18 protein-coding genes are annotated in these 19,544 nt (G+C 65.5%); 3 read left to right on the top strand and 15 right to left on the bottom strand.

Annotated features, from left to right (window positions below; all coding sequences use genetic code 11):
* Positions 1-35 precede the first annotated feature (35 nt).
* From rnhB to rpsB, 15 genes are all read right to left on the bottom strand, one after another.
* Positions 36-641: a ribonuclease HII gene (rnhB, locus tag H165_RS0110070; RefSeq protein ID WP_017938810.1), complete on the bottom strand. Its 606-nt coding sequence runs from the start codon at positions 639-641 to the stop codon at positions 36-38.
* Positions 641-1,774, bottom strand: coding sequence for a lipid-A-disaccharide synthase (gene lpxB, locus H165_RS0110065; RefSeq protein WP_026146529.1), 1,134 nt, complete (start codon positions 1,772-1,774; stop codon positions 641-643). The genes rnhB and lpxB overlap by 1 nt, the downstream gene beginning before the upstream one ends.
* 5 nt (positions 1,775-1,779) lie before the next feature.
* Positions 1,780-2,556 carry an acyl-ACP--UDP-N-acetylglucosamine O-acyltransferase gene (gene lpxA, locus H165_RS0110060; RefSeq protein WP_017938808.1) on the bottom strand — a complete coding sequence of 259 codons (777 nt, stop codon included), beginning with the start codon at positions 2,554-2,556 and terminating at the stop codon, positions 1,780-1,782.
* Positions 2,553-2,996: a 3-hydroxyacyl-ACP dehydratase FabZ gene (fabZ, locus tag H165_RS0110055; RefSeq protein ID WP_017938807.1), complete on the bottom strand. Its 444-nt coding sequence runs from the start codon at positions 2,994-2,996 to the stop codon at positions 2,553-2,555. The genes lpxA and fabZ overlap by 4 nt, the downstream gene beginning before the upstream one ends.
* 49 nt (positions 2,997-3,045) lie before the next feature.
* On the bottom strand, positions 3,046-4,107 hold the full coding sequence (gene lpxD, locus H165_RS0110050; protein WP_040640616.1) for a UDP-3-O-(3-hydroxymyristoyl)glucosamine N-acyltransferase: 1,062 nt from the start codon (positions 4,105-4,107) through the stop codon (positions 3,046-3,048).
* A 2-nt stretch (positions 4,108-4,109) separates the two neighbouring features.
* Positions 4,110-4,613 carry an OmpH/Skp family outer membrane protein gene (locus tag H165_RS0110045; protein ID WP_017938805.1) on the bottom strand — a complete coding sequence of 168 codons (504 nt, stop codon included), beginning with the start codon at positions 4,611-4,613 and terminating at the stop codon, positions 4,110-4,112.
* Between the two features lie 48 nt (positions 4,614-4,661).
* Positions 4,662-7,055, bottom strand: a complete 2,394-nt coding sequence (gene bamA, locus H165_RS0110040) for an outer membrane protein assembly factor BamA (RefSeq protein WP_026146527.1) — start codon at positions 7,053-7,055, stop codon at positions 4,662-4,664.
* A gap of 74 nt (positions 7,056-7,129) precedes the next feature.
* Positions 7,130-8,482 carry a sigma E protease regulator RseP gene (rseP, locus tag H165_RS0110035; protein WP_017938803.1) on the bottom strand — a complete coding sequence of 451 codons (1,353 nt, stop codon included), beginning with the start codon at positions 8,480-8,482 and terminating at the stop codon, positions 7,130-7,132.
* Entirely contained in the window at positions 8,482-9,672 is a 1,191-nt protein-coding gene (ispC, locus tag H165_RS0110030) for a 1-deoxy-D-xylulose-5-phosphate reductoisomerase (RefSeq protein WP_017938802.1), read from the bottom strand. Before ispC ends, rseP begins: the two co-directional genes overlap by 1 nt.
* Complete coding sequence (locus H165_RS0110025; RefSeq protein WP_017938801.1) at positions 9,669-10,496, bottom strand: phosphatidate cytidylyltransferase; 828 nt, start codon at positions 10,494-10,496, stop codon at positions 9,669-9,671. Before H165_RS0110025 ends, ispC begins: the two co-directional genes overlap by 4 nt.
* Entirely contained in the window at positions 10,496-11,251 is a 756-nt protein-coding gene (locus tag H165_RS0110020) for an isoprenyl transferase (protein ID WP_017938800.1), read from the bottom strand. Before H165_RS0110020 ends, H165_RS0110025 begins: the two co-directional genes overlap by 1 nt.
* A gap of 12 nt (positions 11,252-11,263) precedes the next feature.
* Positions 11,264-11,821 (bottom strand): ribosome recycling factor, encoded by a 558-nt coding sequence (gene frr, locus H165_RS0110015; RefSeq protein WP_017938799.1) that lies wholly within the window; start codon positions 11,819-11,821, stop codon positions 11,264-11,266.
* Positions 11,818-12,561, bottom strand: a complete 744-nt coding sequence (gene pyrH / locus H165_RS0110010) for a UMP kinase (RefSeq protein WP_017938798.1) — start codon at positions 12,559-12,561, stop codon at positions 11,818-11,820. The genes frr and pyrH overlap by 4 nt, the downstream gene beginning before the upstream one ends.
* A gap of 186 nt (positions 12,562-12,747) precedes the next feature.
* The gene (tsf, locus tag H165_RS0110005) at positions 12,748-13,617 is read right to left on the bottom strand and encodes a translation elongation factor Ts (RefSeq protein WP_026146526.1); all 870 of its coding nucleotides are present in this window, start codon (positions 13,615-13,617) and stop codon (positions 12,748-12,750) included.
* A gap of 131 nt (positions 13,618-13,748) precedes the next feature.
* Positions 13,749-14,489, bottom strand: a complete 741-nt coding sequence (rpsB, locus tag H165_RS0110000) for a 30S ribosomal protein S2 (RefSeq protein ID WP_017938796.1) — start codon at positions 14,487-14,489, stop codon at positions 13,749-13,751.
* Positions 14,490-14,761: 272 nt separating this feature from the next.
* On the opposite strand from rpsB, the gene map reads away from it, so the two are divergent.
* From map to dapC, 3 genes are read left to right on the top strand one after another with little or no spacing between them, the layout of a single operon-like run.
* The gene (gene map, locus H165_RS0109995; protein WP_017938795.1) at positions 14,762-15,547 is read left to right on the top strand and encodes a type I methionyl aminopeptidase; all 786 of its coding nucleotides are present in this window, start codon (positions 14,762-14,764) and stop codon (positions 15,545-15,547) included.
* A gap of 27 nt (positions 15,548-15,574) precedes the next feature.
* The gene (locus tag H165_RS0109990; RefSeq protein ID WP_017938794.1) at positions 15,575-18,349 is read left to right on the top strand and encodes a [protein-PII] uridylyltransferase; all 2,775 of its coding nucleotides are present in this window, start codon (positions 15,575-15,577) and stop codon (positions 18,347-18,349) included.
* Positions 18,346-19,542, top strand: coding sequence for a succinyldiaminopimelate transaminase (gene dapC, locus H165_RS0109985; protein ID WP_017938793.1), 1,197 nt, complete (start codon positions 18,346-18,348; stop codon positions 19,540-19,542). Before H165_RS0109990 ends, dapC begins: the two co-directional genes overlap by 4 nt.
* Positions 19,543-19,544 lie beyond the last annotated feature (2 nt).

Here is a 19,544-nt window from a genome sequence, read left to right as displayed (position 1 = left end):
CTGCCCGAAGCACAGCGGCAGGCTGAGCGTTCGGCCTAGCAGGGCCGGCCTTCCAGCAAAGCACGCACCGGACCGAAGGAGCGCCGGTGGATGGGGGTCGGGCCTAGGCGGCGCAGAGCCTCGAGATGCTCGCGGGTAGGATAGCCCTTGTGCCCGGCGATGCCATAGCCGGGATACTGGCGATCCAGCTCGAGCATCTCCCGGTCGCGACTGACCTTGGCGAGAATGGAAGCAGCGGCTATCGCCGGCACCCGGCTATCGCCCTTGACCACCGGAGCGGCCGGCACCTGCAGCTTCGGACAGCGGTTGCCGTCGATCAGCGCCAGCATCGGGGTGACGGATAGACCCGCCACAGCCCGCTGCATGGCCAACATGGTGGCCTGGAGGATGTTCAGACGGTCGATCTCCTCCACTTCGGCGCGGGCGATGCACCAGGCCAAGGCCTTCTCGCGGATCTCGTCGAAGAGATGCTCGCGGCGCGCCTCGCTGAGCTGCTTGGAGTCGTTGAGGCCCTGGATCGGCCGTTGCGGGTCGAGAATCACCGCGGCGGTGACCACCGCACCACACAGCGGGCCACGGCCCACCTCGTCGACCCCGGCGACCAGCTCCTCGACCAGGGCGAAATCCAGGCCCAGCTGCATCAGGCCGCCCCCACCAGTTCCAGCACCGCGGTGGCGGCACTGCACGAGGCGTCCTGGCGCAGGGTACGGTGGATGGCGTCGAAGCCCGCGGTCTGGGTGGCGCCGTCGTCCAGCAGCGGCAGCAGGGTCGCGGCCAGCGCCGCGGGGGTCGCCGCATCCTGCAGTAGCTCGGGCACTAGCAGACGCTGGGCCAGCAGGTTGGGTAGGGAGACGTAGGGGCTCTTCACCAGGTGGCGGAGGATCCGATAGGTCAGCGGCGCCAGCCGATAGGCCACCACCATCGGCCGTTTGTAGAGCAGGGCCTCCAAGGTGGCGGTGCCCGAGGCGATCAGCACCGCATCGCAGGCCGCCAGAGCCGTGTGGGAACGGCCGTCGAGCAGGATCAGCGGCAGGTCGCGGCCGGCCAGCAGGGCTTCCAACTGGGCGCGCCGCTCGGGCGAGGCACAGGGCAGCACGAAGCGCAGCTCCGGGCGCTCGGCCAGCAACTGCTCAGCGGCGTCCAGGAACAGGCCGCCCAGGCGCGCCACCTCGCCGCCGCGGCTGCCGGGCATCAGGGCTACCACCGGGGCATCTTGGGGCAGCTCCAGCTCGCCACGGGCAGCCTGTCGGTCGGCCTCCAGGGGGATGGTATCGGCCAGCGGATGGCCGACGAAGCGCACCGGCACGCCGTGCTCGACGTAGAACTGCGCCTCGAAGGGAAACAGGGTGAGCATCAGGTCGCAGGCTTCGCGGATCTTCAGCACGCGCTTCTGGCGCCAGGCCCACACCGAGGGACTGACGTAGTGCACGGTGCGGATTCCCGCACGACGCAGGCGCAGCTCGACGCCCAGGTTGAAGTCCGGCGCGTCGATGCCGATGAAGGCATCCGGGCGCGCCTCGATCAGGCTGAGAATCAGCCGCTTGCGGCGCGCCAGCAGCTCGGGCAGGCGGCCGAGCACCTCGACCAGCCCCATTACCGCCAGGCGTTCCATTGGGAAGTAGGAGTTCAGCCCTTCGGCGGCCATCAGCGGGCCGCCGACACCGATGAATTCCACCTCGCCATACTGGCGCTTGAGCTCGCGCATCAGCCCGGCGCCGAGGATGTCGCCCGAGGCTTCGCCGGCCACCAGGGCGATTCGCAACCTACGGCTCATGCCGGTCAGCGGGTGATGCCCCGCGAGGAGGCGCGGATCGACTCGACGAACACCGCCACCTCGGGGTACTGGGCGGCGGCCTCGGCCAGCTCGGCGAGCGCCTTGTCGACGGTCAGCCCCTGGCGGTAGACCACCTTGTAGGCGCGTCGCAGCGCCTGGATGACCTCGTCGCTGAAGCCGCGCCGGCGCATGCCTTCGAAGTTCATGCTGCGCGCCTCGGCGGGGTTGCCGAACACCGTGACGAAGGCTGGCACGTCCTTGCCGATGGCGCTGCCCATGCCGGAGAAACTGTGCGCGCCTATGCGACAGAACTGGTGGACCAAGGTATAGCCGGAGAGGATCGCCCAGTCGTCGACGTGCACGTGGCCGGCCAGCGCGGTGTTGTTGACCAGGATGCAGTGGTTGCCGATCACGCTGTCATGGCCGATGTGGGCATAGGCCATGATCAGGTTGTGATTGCCGATGGTGGTTTCCGAGCGGTCCTGGATGGTACCGCGGTGGATGGTGACCCCCTCGCGGATCACGTTGTGATCGCCGATCACCAGCCGGGTGGGCTCACCCTTGTACTTGAGGTCGGGGGTGTCCTCGCCCACCGTGGAGAACTGGAAGATGCGGTTATATTTGCCGATCCGTGTAGGCCCCTTGATGATCACGTGCGGACCTACAACCGTACCCTCGCCGATTTCCACATTGGGCCCGATGATCGACCAGGGGCCGACTTCGACGTCGTCCGCCAGCTTGGCCGACGGATCAATGATGGCGCGAGGGTCGATCAAACTCATAGCTTGCGTTCCGCACAGGTGATTTCCGCCGAACAGACCTCTTTGCCGTCGACGCTGGCCCGGCATTCGAATTTCCAGATGCTGCGCTTGTTGCTCAGGAAACGGGCCTCAAGGACCAGTTGGTCGCCCGGCAGCACCGGCTGACGGAAGCGCAGCTTGTCGGAGCCGACGAAGTAGTAGAGAGTGCCATCGGCCGGCTTCACGTCGAGCATCTTGAAGCCGAGGATGCCGGCCGCCTGGGCCATGGCCTCGATGATCAGCACGCCCGGCATGATCGGGTGGGCCGGGAAGTGCCCATTGAAGAACGGCTCATTGACGCTGACGTTCTTGTAGGCGCGAATGGTCTTGCCTTCAGTGACATCCAGCTCGACTACCCGATCCACCAGCAAGAAGGGATAGCGGTGGGGCAGGTATTCGCGGATTTCATTGATGTCCATCATAGTGGGGAAGCCTGTAGTCAAGAGAAAAGCATGCGCGCCTTGCGCATGATCAGACATCAGATGAAGCATCCCCGGCCGAGGTCACGGCAGCCAGGCGCTTTTCCAGTTGTTGCAGACGACGCGCCATGTCGTCGAGCTGACGGATGCGCGCGGCGCTCTTCTTCCACTCCGCCGCCGGCTGCATGGCCGTGCCCGAGGAATAGGCCCCCGGCTCGGTGATCGAGCGGGTGACCATGGTCATGCCGGTGATGAACACCCCGTCGCAGATCTCGATGTGCCCGACCAGGCCGACGCCGCCGGCCAGCATGCAGTGCTTGCCGATCTTGGCGCTGCCGGAGATCCCGCAACAGGCGGCCATGGCGGTGTGATCGCCGACCTGCACGTTGTGGGCGATCATGATCTGGTTGTCCAGCTTGACGCCGTTGCCGATCAGGGTGTCGGACAGCGCACCGCGGTCGATGGTGGTATTGGCACCGATCTCGACGTCGTCGCCGATGGTCACCCCGCCGATCTGCGCGATCTTCTGCCAGGCACCCTGCTCCTTGGCGAAGCCGAAGCCCTCGCCGCCGATCACCGCGCCGGACTGGATCACCACCCGCTTGCCGATCTTCACGTCGTGATAGAGGGTCACCCGCGGCGCCAGCCAGCCGCCCTCGCCGATCACCGAGCGGGCGCCAATGAAGCAGTGCGCGCCGATACTGACGCCGGGGCCGATCTGCGCACCGCTCTCAATCACCGCATAGGCACCGATGCTGGCGCTGGGATCGACCTGCGCATCCGCGGCGATCACTGCGCTGGGGTGGATCTGTCCGGGCACCGCTTGGGGCTTGCGGTCGAACAGGTGGGAGAGCCGTGCGTAGGCCAGATAGGGGTTGTCGATCAGCAGCGCATCGCCGGCATAACCCTCGGCATCCGCGGGGGTCAGCAGCACCGCGCCGGCCCTGGTGTCGGCCAGGAACTTGCGGTACTGCGGGTTGGCCAGGAAGCTCAGCTGATCCGGACCGGCCTCCTGCAGGGTGGCCAGACCGTTGATCGGCTTGTCGGCGGCGCCACGCAGAGTGGCGCCGAGACGTTCGGCCAGTTGGCCAAGGGTGAAGAGCGGGGCAGACATGATCAACGCAGCTGGTTCATGCGCTCGATGACCTGACGGGTGATGTCGTACTGGGGTTTGACATCCACCACTGCGGCGCGGTCCAGCACCAGGTCATAACCGCCCTTCTTGATCACTTCCTCGACGGCCTTGTCCAGATTCGGCTTGAGCTTCTGCAGCATCTCGCGGTCGGCCAGGGCCTTGGCCTCGTTCAGCTCCTTGGACTGGAACTGGAAGTCACGGGCCTTCTGCTTGAATTCCAGCTCGAGGCGCTCGCGCTCGGCCTGGGCGATCTTCGAACCGTCCTTGATCAGTCGGTCCTGGATGCGCTTGGCATCGCTCTCCAGGGCCTTCAGCTTGTTCAGCTGGGGGCCGAATTTCTTCTCGGCATCCACGGCGTAGCGCTTGGCAGCGTCGGACTCGAGCAGCGCCATTTGATAGTTGAGCACCGCGATCTTCATTTCCGCGAATGCCGGGGAAGCCGCGCAGACCGCGGCCAGCAGAACCAGTTGAGTCAACTTACGCACGATGCACTCCTGCGAAACACTGTTGTCGTGGCCGGGATCAGGTCACGGTTAGAAAGTCTGGCCCAGCGAGAACTGGAAGACCTGGGTATCCGCATCGTCCGGCTTCTTGATCGGCATGCCCAGACTGAAGCTCAGCGGGCCCAACGCGGTGATCCAGGTCAGGCCGACACCCACGGAGCTGGCCAGGTTGGAGAAGTCGATATCGCACGCCTCGTCCTTGCTGCGGAAGCCCGCCACGCCGTGCTTCTGCGCGCTACTGCAGTTGGTGTCGAACACGTTACCCACGTCCCAGAACAGCACGGTGCGCAGTTGACGCTGATCCTTCACGAAGGGCAAGGGGAACAGGTACTCGACACCGCCCTGGATCAGCACGTTACCACCGAACGGCAGCGGATCGGTGTCCGGGTCGGCCAGGGTGCCCTCGTTGCCGGTCACGCTGGCGCCGCGGCTCGGGGTACTGCGCGGACCGAGGCTGCTGTCCTCGAAGCCGCGGACCGAGTTGAAGCCACCCGCATAGTAGTGCTCGTAGAACGGCAGCTCGGCGGTGGAGCCGTAGCTGTCGCCGTAGCCCAGCTCGGTATGGAAGCGCAGCGCGGTGTTCTGGGTCAACGGCGCGAAGATCTGACCCCGGTAGTCGAGTTTGTAGAACGACAGGTCACTGCCCGGCAGGGTGGTTTCCAGCACCAGGCTCTGCGAGTGGCCGCGGGTGGCCAGCACGCCACGGTTCAGAGTCGACTCGGACCAGCCGATGGAGCCCTTGAAGTTCAGATACCTGTCGCCTTCCTGCTTGATGAAGTCGAAGATCTCATCGACGGTGTAGACGCCGGTGTTGATGTCGTCCTGCTGGACGGTCAGGCCGAAGCTCAGGCGCGAGGTCTCGCTGATCGGGTAGCCGATGTTGACACCCAGGCCGTAGCTATCCACTGCATAGCTGGACACGTCGACATCCAGGTCGTCGTAGTCGGTGGTGCGGTAGAAGGCGTTCCAGCCCAGGCTGACGCCGTCCACGGTCCAGTAGGGATTGACGAAACCGAAGCTGTAGCGCTCCTGGTACTCGCTGCGGGTCAGACCGATGCTGACCTTGTTGCCGGTACCCAGGAAGTTGCTCTGACTGATCGAGCCGCCGAGGATCAGACCGGCGTTCTGGGCGAAGCCGACGCTGGCGGTGATCGAACCGGAAGGCTGCTCCTCGACCGTGTAGTTGACGTCGATCTGATCGTCGGTACCCGGCACCTGCGGGGTCTCGACGTTCACCTCCTTGAAGTAGCCGAGGCGCTCCAGGCGGGTCTTCGACTGGTCGATCAGGTAGGTGGAGGCCCAGCCGCCTTCCATCTGGCGCATCTCGCGACGCAGCACCTCGTCCTCGGTCTTGGTGTTGCCGCGGAAGTTGATGCGGTTGACGTAGGCGCGCTTGCCAGGGTCGACGAAGAAGGTGATGGAGACGGTGTTATCCTCGTCGTGGGCTTCCGGCACGCCGTTGACGTTGGCGAAGGTGTAGCCCTCGTTGCCCAGGCGGCGGGTGATCAGCTCGGAGGTGGTGGTCATCACCTTGCGGGAGAACACCTGACCCTTCTGCACCAGGAGCAGCTTGCGGACCTCGTCCTCCGGCACCTTGAGGTCGCCGGACAGCTTGACCTCACGCACCGTGTACTTCTCGCCCTCGTCGATGTTCACGGTGATGTAGACGTGCTTCTTGTCCGGGGTGATGGACACCTGGGTGGAGGTGATGTCCATGTTGATGTAGCCGCGGTCCAGATAGTAGGAACGCAGCCGCTCCAAGTCACCGGAAAGCTTCTCGCGGGCGTACTTGTCATCGTTCTTGAAGAACGACAGCCAGTGGGTGGTCTTCAGCTCGAAGAGGTCGAGCAGATCCTCTTCGGGGAAAACGGTGTTGCCCACCACGTTGATATGCTGGATGGACGCCACAGTGCCTTCATTGATGGTGATCTTCAGCGCCACCCGGTTGCGCGGCTGGGGAATCACCTCGGTCTCGATCTCCGCCGAGTAGCGGCCCTGAGCCACGTACTGGCGCTGCAGCTCATTGCGCACGCCTTCCAGGGTGGCGCGCTGGAAGATCTCGCCCTCGGCCAGGCCGGACTGGCTCAGCCCCTTGAGCAGATCTTCGGTGGAAATCGCCTTGTTGCCCTCGATCTCGATGCTGGAGATGGACGGACGCTCGACCACGGTGATGACGAGCACGTCGCCATCACGGCCGAGCTGGATGTCCTGGAAGAAGCCGGTCTTGAACAGGGCACGGGTCGCCTCGACCAGTTCGCGGTCGTCGACCTGATCACCGACGTTGAGCGGCAGGGCCCCGAAAACGCTGCCGGCGGAGACCCGCTGCAAGCCGTTGACGCGGATGTCGGAGATGGTGAAGGACTCGGCGTGAACTTCGGCAATCATCAATGTGGCCAGCGCCACAGGTAGCAGCAGACGTTTCATGAAGTCCTTTTTATTTCCAACTGGCGATAAAAAAATCTGCCGCCAAGGCAGCAGATTTGTCATTCGTTACGTCGTTACAGCCGGCTCAAATCGTTGACCAAGGCCAGCAGCATGACCCCTACGACCACACTGATACCGATCTGCATTCCCCAAACCTGCACCCGTTCCGAAAGCGGGCGCCCCCGCGCCCACTCGATGAGGTAGAACAGCAGATGCCCCCCATCCAGCACGGGGATCGGCAAGAGGTTCAGAACCCCCAGGCTGATGCTCAAATAGGCGAGGAAATTGAGGAAATCCCCCACCCCGGACTGGGCCGAAGCGCCCGCCACTTTAGCAATGGTTATCGGCCCGCTCAAGTTTTTTACCGAGAGCTCGCCGAACAGCATTTTCCTCAGCGAGTCGAGGGTCAGCACGCTCATCGACCAGGTCCGGCGCAGGCTCTCGGCCACCGCCTCGAACGGGCCGAAGCTGACTTCGCGGAGCATTTCCGCCGGCCATTCGACGCCTTCCACCCCGGCGCCCAGATAGCCCATGCGGGCCTCGCCTTCGCCGCGCGAGGCCAGGGTCAGACGCACCTCGCGCTCCTCGCCGCCGCGCTCGATGCGCAGGGTGACCGCCTCGTCCGGGCGCTGGCGCACCGCATCGACCAGCTGCTGCCAGTCGGCCAGGACCAGACCGTCGATGGCCAGCACGCGGTCGCCCACCTGCAGGCCGGCCGCCAGGGCCGGGCCGTCCGGCGCCAACTGAGCGAGCACCGCGGGGGTCTGCGGACGCCACGGGCGGATGCCCAGGGAGGCGACGGGATCAGGATCGTCAGCGCCACGCAGCCAGTCGTTGAGGCTCAGCCGATAGTCGCGCTCGAGGCTGGAGTCCGACTCCCGGACGGTCAGCGCCAGCTCACCGCTTTCCCCCAGCCTGCGCACCAGCTGCAGGCTTACCGCGGCCCAGCCCGGGGTGCGCTTGCCGTCCACCGCGACGATTTCCTGACCGGCCACGAGACCGGCCTGGGCGGCCAGACTGCCCTCCTCCACCGCGCCGATGACCGGGCGCACCTGCTGGCTGCCCAGCATGGCAAGGATCCAGAAGAACAGCAGGGCGAGCAGGAAGTTGGCGATCGGCCCGGCAGAAACGATGGCGAAGCGCTGCTTAACCGACTTGCGGTTGAACGCCTGATCGAGCAGTTCGGCGGGCACTTCGCCTTCCCGCTCGTCGAGCATCTTCACGTAGCCACCCAAGGGAACGGCGGCGACCACGAACTCGGTGCCGTGCCGATCGTGCCAGCGCAGCAGCGGGGTACCGAAACCCACGGAGAAGCGCAGCACTTTGACGCCACACCGACGTGCCACCCAGAAATGGCCGAACTCATGGAAGGTGACCAGCACCCCCAGTGCCACCAGCAAGCCCAGAACCATGTACAGGGTGTTCATTACCGCCCTCCTCGCTCCAGCCAGCGTCTGGCCTGAGCACGCGCCCGCGCGTCGGCGCCCAGTACGCAGTCGAGACTGTCCGCGGTGCCGCTAGCCTCGTGATTCAACACGTGGTCGATGATACTCGCGATCTCGGTGAAGCGGACGCGCCGTTCGAGAAATGCCGCCACCGCCACCTCGTTGGCCGCATTGAGCATGGCCGGCACGGTGCCGCCCGCCTCGGCGGCCTGACGCGCCAGGCGCAGGCAGGGGAAGCGCTCGACGTCCGGCTCCTGGAAGTCCAGGCGAGCCACGGAGAACAGGTCCAGCGGCGCCACCCCGGAGTCGATGCGCTCCGGCCAGGCCAGGGCATGGGCGATGGGCGTGCGCATGTCCGGATTGCCCAACTGGGCGAGTACCGAGCCATCCACGTAGTCCACCAGCGAGTGGATCACGCTCTGCGGATGGATGAGCACCTCGACCTGGGCCGGGCGGGCATCGAACAGCCAGCAGGCCTCGATCAGCTCCAGCCCCTTGTTCATCATGCTCGCCGAGTCCACCGAGATCTTCCGCCCCATGGTCCAGTTGGGGTGGGCACAGGCCTGCTCCGGGGTCACATGATCCAGGGCCGCCAGGGGCGTCTCGCGGAACGGCCCGCCGGAGGCGGTGAGGAGGATGCGCCGCACGCCGCTGGCCGCCAGGCCGCGAGCATAGTTGCTCGGCAGGCACTGGAAGATGGCGTTGTGCTCGCTGTCGATCGGCAGCAGCATGGCGCCGCTGGCCTGCACCGCGCGCATGAACAGAGCGCCGGACATCACCAGAGCTTCCTTGTTGGCGAGCAGCACCTTCTTGCCTGCCTGCACCGCCGCCAGGGTCGGCCGTAGACCGGCGGCGCCAACGATGGCGGCCATCACCGCGTCCACCTCGGGTGCCGCGGCCACCGTGCAGAGCCCGGCCTCGCCGTGCAGCACCTCGGTGCTCAGCCCGGCGGCCCTCAGGGCCTCCTGCAGATTGCGCGCGGCACGCTCGTCGGGCACCACCGCGAAACGCGGGTTATGGCGCAGGCAGAGGGTCCTGAGCTCGGCGAGCCGGGAGAAGCCGGTCAGCGCGAACACCTGGTAGCGCTCCGGATGGCGCGCCAGCACGTCCAGGGTGCTGGCACCGATCGAGCCGGTCGCCCCCAGCACGGTAATCTGTTGCGGCCTGTTCACAGCGTCCCCCAGCCCTGACTCCAGAGCAGCACGGCGAACACCGGGATGGCCGCCGTCAGGCTGTCGATGCGGTCGAGCACGCCGCCGTGGCCGGGCAGCAGGTTACTGCTGTCCTTCACCCCGGCCTGACGCTTGAACATGCTTTCGGCCAGGTCACCGACCACCGAGAGCAGCACCACCAGCGCGGCGCCGAGCAGCCCCTTAACGAAGTCGACGGGCGCCCAGCCACGGCACAGACCGACGCCGACCACGATCAGCAGGCTGAACGCCAGACCGCCGTATAGCCCCTCCCAGCTCTTGCCGGGGCTGACCCGCGGCGCCAGCTTGCGGCGCCCGAAAGTCCGCCCGGCGAAGTAGGCGCCAATGTCCGCGGCCCAGACCAGTACCATCACCGCGACGATCAGCCAGTTGGCCAGCGGCCATTCTTTGAACAGTACCAGCCCCTGCCAGGCTGGCAGGAGGATCAGCAGACCGATCGCCAGACGTACCGGCACGGCCGACCAGCAGCGGCTGCTCGCCGGATAGCCAATCACCAGGGCGATGGCCGCCAGCCACCAGAGCATGGCCAGCAGCAGCACGGCGCCGGCCAGCCAGGGCAGGCCGGCGCGAGCCAGGTACAGCAGCAGCACCAGCGCCGCCACCAGAGCGGCGTAGGCGATCCGCCCGGGCTGCGTCTCGATGCCGGCCAGACGCGCCCACTCCCAGGCGCCCAGGGTCACGACCAGCCCGATGAAGGCGGCGAAGACCGCACCGTCGAGCAGGAAGAAACCACCCAGAGCGATCGGCAGAAGGATCAGGGCGGTGATGACTCGTTGTTTCAGCATTATTGACGGGCCTCGGCTTCCACCTGCTCGCTGGTCTTACCGAAGCGTCGCTGCCGGGTTGCGTAGTTGGCCAGCGCGTTGCGCATGGCCTCGTGCTTGAAGTCCGGCCAGAGCAGATCGGAGAAGTACAGCTCGGCGTACGCCAGTTGCCAGAGCAGGAAGTTGCTGATGCGATGCTCGCCGCCGGTACGGATGCACAGGTCCGGCAACGGCAGCTCGCCGGTGGCCAGTTGGGACTGCAGCAGCGCCGGGGTGATCTCCTCAGGCCGCAGCCGGCCCTCGCTGACCTGCTTGGCCAGGCGCTGGGTGGCCTGGGTGATGTCCCACTGTCCGCCGTAGTTGGCCGCGACCTGCAAGATGAACCGCGAGTTGCCGGCAGTAGCCGCCTCGGCCTTGTCCATCGCGGCCTGCAGCTCGGGATGGAAGCGCGAGCGATCGCCGATGATGCGCAGGCGGATACCGTTCTCGTCGAGGCGCCGCACTTCGCGGCGCAAGGCGTTGAGGAACAGCTCCATCAGGGCGCTGACCTCATCGGCCGGGCGCTGCCAGTTCTCGCTGGAGAAGGCGAACAAGGTCAGCACCTCGACCCCGGCCTCGGCGCACACCTCGATGACCGCGCGCACCGCATCAACGCCTGCCTTGTGCCCGGCGACACCCGGCATCAGGCGCTTCTTCGCCCAGCGGTTGTTGCCGTCCATGATGATGGCCACGTGCCGGGGCACTTTGGCCGGTACCGCCTTGTCCTTCGTATCCATGGTCGCAGGCCGTCAGACAGCCATCAGGTCGGCTTCTTTGGCTTCCAGCGCCTTGTCGATCTCGGCCACGAACTTGTCGGTGAGCTTCTGCACCTCGTCGGCCGCACGACGCTCCTCGTCCTCGCTGATTTCCTTCTCCTTGACCAGGTCCTTGAGCTGCGCCAGGGCATCGCGCCGGATGTTGCGCACCGCCACGCGGGCATTCTCGGCCTCCTGACGAGCCTGCTTGGTGTAGCCCTTGCGGGTTTCCTCGGTCAGCGGCGGCATGGGCACGCGGATGGTGGTGCCGGCGGTGGCCGGGTTGAGGCCCAGATCGGAAGTCATGATGGCCTTCTCGACCGCCTGGATCATGCTCTTGTCGAACACGGTCAGAGCCAGGGTGCGGGAGTCCTCCGCCACCACGTTGGCGATCTGCCGCAGCGGGGTATCGCTGCCGTAGTAGGAGACCATGATGCCGTCCAGAATGCTGGGATGCGCGCGGCCGGTACGGATCTTGGCGAAGGCATGCTCCAGCGCTTCCACGGACTTCTTCATGCGCTCCTGCGCGTCTTTCTTGATCTCGTTGATCATTGTGCATCCTCCTCGATCAGAGTGCCTTCGGCTCCCCCCACCACCACGTTGAGCAGGGCGCCGGGCTTGTTCATGTTGAATACCCGCAGCGGCATGGCATGGTCGCGGCACAGGCAGATGGCGGTCAGGTCCATCACACCCAGCTTGCGGTCCAGCACCTCGTCGTAGGTCAGCCGCTCGAATTTCTCGGCGTGCGGGTCCTTGAACGGATCGGCAGTGTATACGCCATCGACCTTGGTGGCTTTCAGCACCACGTCCGCATCGATCTCGATGGCCCGCAGGCAGGCGGCCGAGTCGGTAGTGAAGAAGGGGTTGCCGGTACCGGCGGCGAAAATCACCACCTCGCCGCTGCTCAGGTGGCGCATGGCCTTGCGGCGGTCGTAATGGTCGGTGACGCCGACCATGGAGATCGCCGACATGACCAGAGCGGGAATGTTGGAGCGTTCCAAGGCATCGCGCATCGCCAGGGCGTTCATCACCGTGGCCAGCATGCCCATATGGTCGCCGGTCACCCGGTCCATGCCGGCGGCATGCAGTGCCGCGCCGCGGAACAGGTTGCCACCGCCGATCACCAAGCCGACCTGCACGCCGATGCCGACCAGTTGGCCGACCTCCAGGGCCATGCGATCGAGCACCTTGGGATCAATGCCGAAATCTTCCGAGCCCATCAGGGCCTCGCCGCTTAGTTTGAGCAGAATGCGTTTATAGCGAGGTTGTCGACCACTCACCTGCTGAGCCATGCGTATCTCTCCTGCGGCGCTGTTGGGGGAACCGGAGTCTGTCTGCTAGGACTCCGGCTTCAGTCGGACGCTATGACCGCGCCCGCGAACATTCATTGCATCGTGGCGGGGAAAGTCCACTCCCACCTTGAAAAAGAGGCTGCGCGCTTGAGCGGGCAGCCTCTTCGGGACAGCAGTATAAAGGCCTTACTGCTTGGAAGCGGCGACCTGCGCGGCAACCTCGGCAGCGAAGTCCACTTCGGCCTTCTCGATGCCCTCACCCACTTCGTAGCGGACGAAGGAGACGATCTCGGCACCGGCCTGCTTGGCCAGCTCGCCGACCTTCACGTCGGGGTTCTTGACGAACGGCTGCTCGACCAGGCTGCTTTCGGCCAAGAACTTGTTGATGCGGCCCTTGACCATGTTCTCGACGATGTTTTCCGGCTTGCCGGCGATCTTGTCGGCGTTCAGAGCCAGGAAGATTTCCTTCTCCTTGGCGATGGCCTCTTCGGAAACGTCGCTGGGGTTCAGGAACTGCGGGTTGCTGGCCGCCACGTGCATGGCGATGTCCTTGGCCAGCTCGGGGTTGCCGCCTTTCAGTGCAACCACCACGCCGATGCGGTGGCCGTGCAGATAGGCGCCGACCAGATCACCCTCGACGCGGGTCAGGCGACGGATGTTGACGTTCTCACCGCACTTGGCGACCAGTGCCTGGCGAGCTTCTTCGCGGGAAGCGATCAGCGGAGCGGCGTCGGTCAGTTTCTGCTCGAAGGCTTCGTTCAGGCTTTCGGCAACGAAGGCCTTGAAGTCGTCCTGCAGGGCCAGGAAGTCGGTCTGCGAGTTGACTTCGATGATCACCGCGGACTTGTGGTCGTCGGCCACTTTCACGGCGATGGAGCCTTCAGCGGCGATGTTGCCGGCTTTCTTGGCGGCCTTGATGGCGCCGGAAGCGCGCATGTCGTCGATGGCCTTCTCGATGTCGCCGTTGGCAGCCACCAGGGCCTTCTTGCATTCCATCATGCCTTGGCCGGTGCGCTCACGCAGTTCTTTAACCAGGGCTGCGGTAATTTCTGTCATGTTCAAAATCCTCTAGAAACGGTGTTTCGACCATTTCACCCGGAACGCCCGGGTGCGCTCTAATTCCAAAGTGGCAAAAAGGGGGCCTAGCCCCCTTCCTGCGCAACGGGAAACGTCTATCGCCCGCCCGATCAGCCTTCGCTGGCCTCGACGGCAGTTTCCTCGACGAACTCTTCGGCACCACCAACGGCGTTGCTGCGACCACGCAGCACGGCATCGGCCATGGCCCCCATGTACAGCTGGATGGCGCGGATGGCATCATCGTTGCCAGGGATCACGTAGTCGACGCCTTCCGGGCTGCTGTTGGTATCGACGATGCCGATGACCGGGATGCCCAGCTTGTTGGCTTCGGAGACGGCGATGCGCTCGTGGTCAACGTCGATCACGAACAGCGCGTCCGGCAGACCGCCCATGTCCTTGATACCACCCAGGCTGCGCTCCAGCTTCTCCAGGTCGCGGGTGCGCATCAGGGCTTCCTTCTTGGTCAGCTTGTCGAAGGTGCCGTCCTGGGACTGGGTTTCCAGCTCGCGCAAACGCTTGATGGAAGCGCGGATGGTCTTGTAGTTGGTCAGCATGCCGCCCAGCCAGCGGTGGTCGACGTAGGGCATGCCGCAACGGGCAGCTTCCTCGGCGACGATCTTGCTGGCCGAACGCTTGGTGCCGACGAACAGGATCTTGTTCTTGCCGGCCGCCAGCTTCTCAACGAAGCTCAGGGCTTCGTTGAACATCGGCAGGGTCTGCTCGAGGTTGATGATGTGAATCTTGTTACGCGCGCCGAAAATGTACTTACCCATTTTCGGGTTCCAGTAACGGGTCTGGTGGCCGAAGTGCACACCGGCCTTCAGCATATCGCGCATGGTGACTTGGGACATGATCGTTCCTCAGTAGTCGGGTTAGGCCTCCACGCACCCCAATTTCCAACCCTCGCGGGCACCCAGGAAACCGTGTCGATGCGTGTGTGGGTTAAGGCTTTTACGGACACCTGCCCGCAAAGCGGCGCGTTTTATAGCACAAAAAGCGCCCCGAAGCTATAAGCCAAAGCCACGGAGTGCCGCCCGGCCGAACGCCCTTTCAGCTTCATGCTTCGGCCCTCCAACTGTTAAGATTACACTCTTTGTTTCCGGAAACACGCCTGAGAGTCGCCATGACCGTCACCATCAAGACGCCCGAGGAAATCGAAAAAATGCGCGTCGCCGGCCGCCTGGCCGCCGAAGTGCTGGAGATGATCGGGGAGTACGTCAAACCCGGGGTCACCACCGAGGAACTGGACCGTATCTGTCACGACTACATCGTCAACGTGCAGAAGGCCATCCCGGCGCCGCTCAACTACAAGGGCTTCCCCAAGTCGATCTGCACCTCGATCAACCACGTGGTCTGCCACGGCATTCCCAACGAGAAGCCGCTGAAGGAAGGCGACATCCTCAACATCGACGTCACGGTGATCAAGGACGGCTATCACGGCGACACCAGCAAGATGTTCCTGGTCGGCAAGGTGCCGGAGTGGGCCGAGCGCCTCAGCCGGATCACCCAGGAGTGCATGTACAAGGGCATCGAACTGGTCCGCCCGGGCGCCCGTCTCGGCGACATCGGCGAGGTGATCCAGAAGCATGCCGAGAAGCATGGCTTCTCGGTGGTCCGCGAGTACTGCGGCCATGGCATCGGCGCGGTGTTCCACGAGGAGCCCCAAGTGCTGCACTACGGCCGCGCCGGTACCGGCCTGGAACTGAAGGAAGGCATGACCTTCACCATCGAGCCGATGATCAACCAGGGCCGCCCGGAAACCCGCCTGCTCGGCGACGGCTGGACCGCGATCACCAAGGACCGCAAGCTGTCCGCCCAGTGGGAACACACCGTGCTGGTCACCGCCGACGGCTACGAGATCCTCACCCTGCGCAGCGACGACACCATCCCGCGCACCTCGTCCCACTGATCCGCCGCCACAAGAGAAGGAAGCAGCATGCCGCAGGTTGACTCCGAGCTGTTCGACCGCGGCCAGTTCCAGGCCGAGCTGGCCCTCAAGGCGAGCCCCATCGCCGCTTTCAAGAAGGCCATCCGCACCGCCAACGAGGTGCTCGACGCGCGCTTCCGCCAGGGCCATGACATACGCCGCCTGGTCGAGGCCCGCGCCTGGTTCGTCGACCAGATCCTTCGCGAGGCCTGGGCCCGCCTCGACTGGGGCACGGACGCCGACATCGCCCTGCTGGCGGTGGGCGGCTACGGACGCGGCGAGCTGCATCCCTTCTCCGACATCGACCTGCTGATCCTCCTCGGCGACGCCGACCACGAGCGCTACCGCGAACCCATCGAACGCTTCCTCACCCTACTCTGGGACATCGGTCTGGAAGTCGGCCAGAGCGTGCGCAGCGTGGAAGAATGCGCCGAGGAGGCGCGCGCCGACCTGACGGTGATCACCAACCTGATGGAGAGCCGCACCATCGCCGGCCCCGAGCAGCTGCGCCAGCGCATGATCGAGGTCACCGGCCCGGAGCGGATGTGGCCGAGCAGGCACTTCTTCCTCGCCAAGCGTAAGGAACAGCGCGCCCGCCACGCCAAGTACAACGACACCGAGTACAACCTGGAGCCCAACGTGAAGGGCTCCCCGGGCGGTCTGCGCGACGTGCAGACCATCCTCTGGGTGGCCCGCCGCCACTTCGGCACCCTCAACCTGCACGCCATGGTCGGCCAGGGCTTCCTGCTGGAGAGTGAGTACGCTCTGCTCTCCTCGGCCCAGGAGTTCCTCTGGAAGGTGCGCTACGCCCTACATATGCTGGCCGGCCGGGCCGAGGACCGCCTGCTGTTCGACTACCAGCGAAACATCGCCGAGCTGCTCGGTTTCGTGGACAGCGACCCGAAGCGTGCCATCGAGCGCTTCATGCAGAAGTACTACCGTACGGTGATGAGCATCGCCGAGCTCAGCGAGCTGGTGGTGCTGCATTTCGAGGAGGCCATCCTCGGCGACGGCGGCAGCGGCCAGGTGCGCCCGCTGAACAGTCGCTTCCAGGTGCGCGACGACTACATCGAGGTGACCCACCCACACGTCTTCAGACGTACCCCCTTCGCGATCATGGAGATCTTCGTGCTGATGGCCCAGCACCCGGAGATCAAGGGCGTGCGCGCCGACACCATTCGCCTACTGCGCGACAGCCGCCACCTGATCGACGACGACTTCCGCAAGGACATCCGCAACACCAGTCTGTTCATCGAGCTGTTCAAGTGCAGTCAGGGCATCCACCGCAACCTGCGGCGGATGAACCGCTACGGGATCCTCGGCCGCTACCTGCCGGAGTTCGGGCACATCGTCGGGCAGATGCAGCACGATCTGTTCCACATCTACACGGTCGACGCCCACACCCTCAACCTGATCAAGCACCTGCGCAAGCTGAAGTGGCCGGAACTGGCCGAGAAGTTCCCGCTGGCCAGCAAGCTCATCGACCGCCTGCCCAAGCCCGAGCTGATCTACATCGCCGGACTCTACCACGACATCGGCAAGGGCCGCGGCGGCGACCACTCCGAGCTGGGCGCGGTGGACGCCGAGGCCTTCTGCGTCCGCCACCACCTCCCTGCCTGGGACACCCGCCTGGTAGTCTGGCTGGTGCGCAACCACCTGGTGATGTCCACCACCGCGCAGCGCAAGGACCTCTCCGACCCGCAGGTGATCTACGACTTCGCCCAGCACGTCGGTGACCAGACGCGCCTCGACTACCTCTACGTGCTAACCGTGGCGGACATCAACGCCACCAACCCGACGCTGTGGAACTCCTGGCGAGCCAGCCTGCTGCGCCAGCTCTACACCGAGACCAAGCGCGCCCTGCGCCGCGGCCTGGAGAACCCGCTTGATCGCGAGGAGCAGATCCGCCGTACCCAGAGCGCTGCGCTGGACATCCTGGTGCGCAACGGCACCGACCAGGACGACGCTGAGCAGCTCTGGGCCCAGCTCGGCGACGACTACTTCCTGCGCCACACCGCCGGCGACGTGGCCTGGCACACCGAGGCGATCCTCCAGCACCCGCAGGACGGCGGCCCGCTGGTGCTGATCAAGGAAACCACCCAGCGCGAGTTCGAGGGCGGCACCCAGATCTTCATCTACGCCCCCGACCAGCACGACTTCTTCGCGGTGACCGTGGCGGCCATGGACCAGCTCAACCTGAACATCCACGACGCGCGGATCCTCACCTCCACCAGCCAGTTCACCCTGGACACCTACATAGTGCTGGATGCCGACGGCGGGCAGATCGGCAACGATCCGGCGCGGATCAAGGAAATCCGCGAGGGGCTGGTGGACGCCCTGAAGAACCCCGACGACTACCCGGCGATCATCCAGCGCCGCGTGCCGCGCCAGCTCAAGCACTTCGCCTTCGCCCCGGAGGTGACCATCTCCAACGACGCCCAGCGCCAGGTCACCATGCTGGAAATCACCGCCCCGGACCGCCCGGGCCTGCTGGCGCGCATCGGGCGGATCTTCCTCGACTTCGACCTGTCGGTGCAGAACGCCAAGATCGCCACCCTGGGCGAACGGGTCGAGGACGTGTTCTTCGTCACCGACGCCAACAACCAGCCGCTGTCCGACCCGGAACTCTGCGCCCGGCTGCAGCAGGCGATCATCGAGCAGTTGTCACCGACCCGCGACACGGCGAACGTGCCCCCCGGATCAGCATCTAGAAGAAAAGCAGCAGCCAGCTGCGAGCCACAAGCAGCAAGCGCCGGCACGCCGGGCGCCAGGAAACCGAAATGAACGACGCCTTGAACCAGTTGCAGCCCTACCCCTTCGAGAAACTCCGTGCCCTGCTCGCCGGCGTGCAGCCGCCAGCCGACAAGCGGGCCATCGCCCTGTCCATCGGCGAGCCCAAGCACCGCTCGCCGAGCTTCGTCGCCGAGGCGCTGAGCAGCAATCTCGACCAGTTGGCAGTCTACCCGACCACCCTGGGGCTGCCGGCCCTGCGCGAGGCCATCGCCGGCTGGTGCGAACGACGCTTCCGGGTTCCGGCCGGCTGGCTGGACGCCGCGCGTCACGTGCTGCCGGTCAACGGCACTCGCGAGGCATTGTTCGCCTTCACCCAGACCGTGGTGAACCGCAGCGAGGCCGGCCTGGTGGTCAGCCCCAACCCCTTCTACCAGATCTACGAGGGCGCAGCCCTGCTCGCCGGGGCCACCCCGCACTACCTGCCGTGCCTGGCGGAGAACGGCTTCAACCCGGACTTCGACGCAGTGCCCGCCGAGATCTGGCAGCGCACCCAGCTGCTGTTCCTCTGCTCGCCGGGCAACCCCACCGGCGCCCTGGTGCCGCTGGAGACCCTGAAGAAACTGATCGCCCTGGCCGACGAGTACGACTTCGTGATCGCCGCCGACGAATGCTACAGCGAGCTGTACTTCGACGAGCAGAACCCGCCGCCCGGCCTGCTGACCGCCTGCGCCGAACTGGGCCGCAGCGACTTCAAGCGCTGCGTGGTGTTCCACAGCCTGTCCAAGCGCTCCAACCTGCCGGGGCTGCGCTCCGGCTTCGTGGCCGGAGACGCCGACATCCTCAAGGCCTTCCTGCTCTACCGCACCTACCACGGCTGCGCCATGCCGGTGCAGACCCAGCTGGCCAGCGTGGCCGCCTGGCAAGACGAGGTCCACGTGCGTGCCAACCGCGCCCTCTACCGCGAGAAGTTCGATGCGGTGCTGGACATCCTCGCCGGGGCGCTGGACGTGCAGCGCCCGGACGGCGGCTTCTACCTGTGGCCGAAGACCCCGGTGGACGACCAGACCTTCACCCGCGAGCTGTTCGCCCGCCAGCACGTCACCGTGGTGCCGGGCTCCTACCTGTCCCGCGAGGTGAACGGCGAGAACCCGGGCGCCAACCGGGTGCGCATGGCCCTGGTCGCGCCGCTCGCCGAGTGCGTGGAAGCCGCCCAGCGCATCCGCGAGCTCTGCTCCAGTCTCTGAGG

Source organism: Pseudomonas thermotolerans DSM 14292 (assembly GCF_000364625.1).
Taxonomy (GTDB): domain Bacteria; phylum Pseudomonadota; class Gammaproteobacteria; order Pseudomonadales; family Pseudomonadaceae; genus Aquipseudomonas; species Aquipseudomonas thermotolerans.
The sequence above is the reverse complement of the archived record's forward strand: the minus strand, read 5'-3'. Positions and strand labels throughout refer to the sequence as shown.

Excerpts from the sequence above, each read along its gene's own strand:
- H165_RS0109990 (WP_017938794.1), top strand. The coding sequence starts at position 15,575 with ATGCCGCAGGTTGACTCCGAGCTGTTCGACCGCGGCCAGTTCCAGGCC.
- lpxA (WP_017938808.1), bottom strand. The coding sequence starts at position 2,556 with ATGAGTTTGATCGACCCTCGCGCCATCATTGATCCGTCGGCCAAGCTG.
- frr (WP_017938799.1), bottom strand. The coding sequence starts at position 11,821 with ATGATCAACGAGATCAAGAAAGACGCGCAGGAGCGCATGAAGAAGTCC.
- lpxB (WP_026146529.1), bottom strand. The coding sequence starts at position 1,774 with ATGAGCCGTAGGTTGCGAATCGCCCTGGTGGCCGGCGAAGCCTCGGGC.
- fabZ (WP_017938807.1), bottom strand. The coding sequence starts at position 2,996 with ATGATGGACATCAATGAAATCCGCGAATACCTGCCCCACCGCTATCCC.
- rpsB (WP_017938796.1), bottom strand. The coding sequence starts at position 14,489 with ATGTCCCAAGTCACCATGCGCGATATGCTGAAGGCCGGTGTGCACTTC.
- H165_RS0110025 (WP_017938801.1), bottom strand. The coding sequence starts at position 10,496 with ATGCTGAAACAACGAGTCATCACCGCCCTGATCCTTCTGCCGATCGCT.
- map (WP_017938795.1), top strand. The coding sequence starts at position 14,762 with ATGACCGTCACCATCAAGACGCCCGAGGAAATCGAAAAAATGCGCGTC.
- pyrH (WP_017938798.1), bottom strand. The coding sequence starts at position 12,561 with ATGGCTCAGCAGGTGAGTGGTCGACAACCTCGCTATAAACGCATTCTG.
- lpxD (WP_040640616.1), bottom strand. The coding sequence starts at position 4,107 with ATGTCTGCCCCGCTCTTCACCCTTGGCCAACTGGCCGAACGTCTCGGC.
- dapC (WP_017938793.1), top strand. The coding sequence starts at position 18,346 with ATGAACGACGCCTTGAACCAGTTGCAGCCCTACCCCTTCGAGAAACTC.
- bamA (WP_026146527.1), bottom strand. The coding sequence starts at position 7,055 with ATGAAACGTCTGCTGCTACCTGTGGCGCTGGCCACATTGATGATTGCC.
- rseP (WP_017938803.1), bottom strand. The coding sequence starts at position 8,482 with ATGAACACCCTGTACATGGTTCTGGGCTTGCTGGTGGCACTGGGGGTG.
- tsf (WP_026146526.1), bottom strand. The coding sequence starts at position 13,617 with ATGACAGAAATTACCGCAGCCCTGGTTAAAGAACTGCGTGAGCGCACC.
- rnhB (WP_017938810.1), bottom strand. The coding sequence starts at position 641 with ATGCAGCTGGGCCTGGATTTCGCCCTGGTCGAGGAGCTGGTCGCCGGG.
- H165_RS0110020 (WP_017938800.1), bottom strand. The coding sequence starts at position 11,251 with ATGGATACGAAGGACAAGGCGGTACCGGCCAAAGTGCCCCGGCACGTG.